The 2,639-nt window shown below is 59.1% G+C and carries 3 protein-coding genes and 1 pseudogene; 2 read left to right on the forward strand and 2 right to left on the reverse strand.

Annotated features, from left to right (window positions below; translation table 11 throughout):
* Window positions 1-849, reverse strand: an 849-nt coding sequence (locus tag HX846_RS27060; protein WP_178966458.1) for an aminotransferase class III-fold pyridoxal phosphate-dependent enzyme, incomplete at its 3' end; no start/stop codon positions are given.
* 280 nt (window positions 850-1,129) lie between these two features.
* Here HX846_RS27060 and HX846_RS27065 point away from each other — a divergent pair.
* Both HX846_RS27065 and HX846_RS27070 read left to right on the forward strand, forming a co-directional pair.
* Window positions 1,130-1,681 carry a cytochrome b gene (locus HX846_RS27065; protein WP_003216842.1) on the forward strand — a complete coding sequence of 184 codons (552 nt, stop codon included), beginning with the start codon at window positions 1,130-1,132 and terminating at the stop codon, window positions 1,679-1,681.
* Window positions 1,682-1,713: 32 nt separating this feature from the next.
* Window positions 1,714-2,310, forward strand: coding sequence for a YceI family protein (locus HX846_RS27070; RefSeq protein ID WP_003216844.1), 597 nt, complete (start codon window positions 1,714-1,716; stop codon window positions 2,308-2,310).
* A 69-nt stretch (window positions 2,311-2,379) separates the two neighbouring features.
* Here HX846_RS27070 and HX846_RS27075 read toward each other — a convergent pair.
* Window positions 2,380-2,639, reverse strand: a pseudogene (locus tag HX846_RS27075) (DEAD/DEAH box helicase); the annotation flags it as partial.

The following is a 2,639-nucleotide window of genomic DNA, read 5'->3' on the forward strand; positions in this document are numbered from 1 at the left end:
GGACAGGCACAGGAAGTCCGGGCGGATGCCGGCCTGTTCACAGGCGAACATCGTACCGGTGCGGCCAAAGCCCACGGCGATTTCGTCGTGGATCAGGTGCACGCCATAACGGTCGCAGGCTTCGCGCAGCAGCTTGAGGTACACCGGGTGGTACATGCGCATGCCGCCGGCGCCCTGGATCAGCGGCTCGACGATCACGGCGGCCACGGTGTCGTGGTTTTCGGCCAGGGTCTGCTCCATGGCCAGGAACATGTTCCGGGAATGTTCTTCCCAGCTCATGCCGTCGGGGCGCAGGTAGCAGTCGGGGCTCGGCACCTTGATGGTGTCCAGCAGCAGGGCTTTATAGGTCTCGGTGAACAGCGGCACATCGCCTACCGACATCGCGGCGATGGTTTCGCCGTGGTAGCTGTTGGTCAGGGTGACAAAGCGCTTCTTGTTCGGCAGGCCGCGGTTGAGCCAATAGTGAAAGCTCATCTTCAGCGCGACTTCGATGCACGACGAGCCGTTGTCGGCGTAGAAGCAGCGGGTCAGGCCTTCGGGGGTCATCTTCACCAGGCGCTCGGACAGCTCGATTACCGGCTGGTGACTGAAACCGGCGAGGATCACGTGTTCCAGCTGGTCGACCTGGTCCTTGATGCGCTGGTTGATGCGCGGGTTGGCGTGGCCAAACACGTTGACCCACCAGGAACTGACGGCGTCGAGGTAGCGTTTGCCTTCGAAGTCTTCCAGCCAGATGCCTTCACCGCGCTTGATCGGGATCAGCGGCAGTTGCTGGTGGTCTTTCATCTGGGTGCAGGGATGCCACAGCACCGCAAGGTCGCGTTGCATCCACTGGTTATTCAAACCCATGTTCATTCTCCTCGAAGCGGCTCGCGACGTGCGCGGGCGAAACAATCGCGCAAGCCTATGCAATGCAGGCCTGTGTCACAACCCATTGCGAGTCTGAAGCGTAAATTGGTGGTAAACGCAGGACAGTCCGTCACGTTTCTTCTGGATAGTCCTTAATCTCTTGTTAACTTACTCTGCATACGCTCTTGATCGTATTTCTCGATATTTCAAAGCGAAATTTTCCGCTTTAATTCGATAGGTAAATCGATAGTCTTGCCACAGCTCTTACGGGATTTGGGACATGCAACTACGTAATTCACCGGCCCGCTATGGCTGGGTCAGCATCGTTTTGCACTGGGGCGTGGCCCTGGTGGTGTTCGGTCTGTTCGCATTGGGCCTGTGGATGGTCGGTCTCGACTACTACAGTGCCTGGCGCAAAGACGCCCCGGACCTGCACAAGAGCATCGGCATTACGCTGTTCGCCATCATGCTCGTGCGGATCGTCTGGCGCCTGGTCAGCCCGCCGCCGCCACCGCTTGCCAGCTATAGCCGCATGACGCGTCTGGGGGCTGCGTTTGGCCACGCGTTCCTGTATCTCGGGCTGTTTGCCGTGATGATTGCCGGTTACCTGATTTCCACCGCAGACGGTGTCGGGATCCCGGTGTTTGGCCTGTTTGAGATTCCTGCGCTGGTTTCCGGGCTACCGGACCAGGCAGACACTGCAGGCGTGGTGCATTTGTACCTGGCCTGGGTATTGGTGGTGTTCGCCGGCCTGCATGGCGTGGCCGCGCTGAAACACCATTTCATTGATCGTGATGTGACCCTGGTTCGTATGCTGGGGCGCAAAGCCTGATGTTCAACCTCGACTCACAAGGAATAGAAAGCATGTTGAAAAAGACTCTCGCCGCTCTGGCCATCGGTTCTGCCCTGCTGACTGCCGGTCAGGCGATGGCAGCTGACTACGTTGTCGACAAGGAAGGCCAGCACGCCTTCGTTGACTTCAAGATCAGCCACTTGGGCTACAGCTTCATCACCGGTACCTTCAAGGACCTGGACGGCAAGTTCAGCTTCGATGCTGCCAAGCCTGAAGACAGCAAGATTGAGTTCAACGTCCGCACCGCCAGCGTGTTCACCAACCACGCCGAACGTGACAAGCACATCGCCAGCAAAGACTTCCTGGACGTTGGCAAGTTTGCCGATGCCAAGTTCGTCTCCACCAGCGTCAAGACCACTGGCAAGAATGCCGCTGGCCAAGTCACTGCTGACGTGACCGGCGACCTGACCTTTCACGGCGTGACCAAGCCGATCGTCGTCAAGGCGACCTTCCTGGGTGAAGGCAAGGATCCATGGGGCGGCTACCGTGCCGGCTTTGAAGGTACTACCTCCTTCAATCGCCAGGACTTCGGCAAGCAGATGGACCTGGGTCCAGCGTCCAACAACGTTGAGCTGTACGTGACGTTTGAAGGTGTGAAAGCGAAGTAATTTTCGCCGGCCACACAAAAATGCCCCGGATCTCGCGATCCGGGGCATTTTTTATGGCGCTTTGAAAACTCAGCGGTTGCGGGTCAGCAACGCCGGTTTTTCACCACGTGGACGGCCCGGCAGTTGATCCAACTGCTCAGGTGTCAGCGTGCGATCGCTTTTCGACTCTTTGTGGATGATCTTCGGTGCCGGGCCGCCGCGCGGGTTTTGCACCGCTGGCTCCGACAGGCGAGGTTGATCATCACGCGCCGGGCGACGGTTGCGCGACTCTTCGCGACGGGCCTGGCCGTCACGCGGTGCACCGTTGCGCGGGCCGCTGCGCTTGGCAG

Origin of the sequence: Pseudomonas sp. K5002, assembly GCF_013386655.1 — a bacterium.
Lineage (GTDB): Bacteria > Pseudomonadota > Gammaproteobacteria > Pseudomonadales > Pseudomonadaceae > Aquipseudomonas.

Excerpts from the sequence above, each read along its gene's own strand:
- HX846_RS27065 (WP_003216842.1), top strand. The coding sequence starts at position 1,130 with ATGCAACTACGTAATTCACCGGCCCGCTATGGCTGGGTCAGCATCGTT.
- HX846_RS27070 (WP_003216844.1), top strand. The coding sequence starts at position 1,714 with ATGTTGAAAAAGACTCTCGCCGCTCTGGCCATCGGTTCTGCCCTGCTG.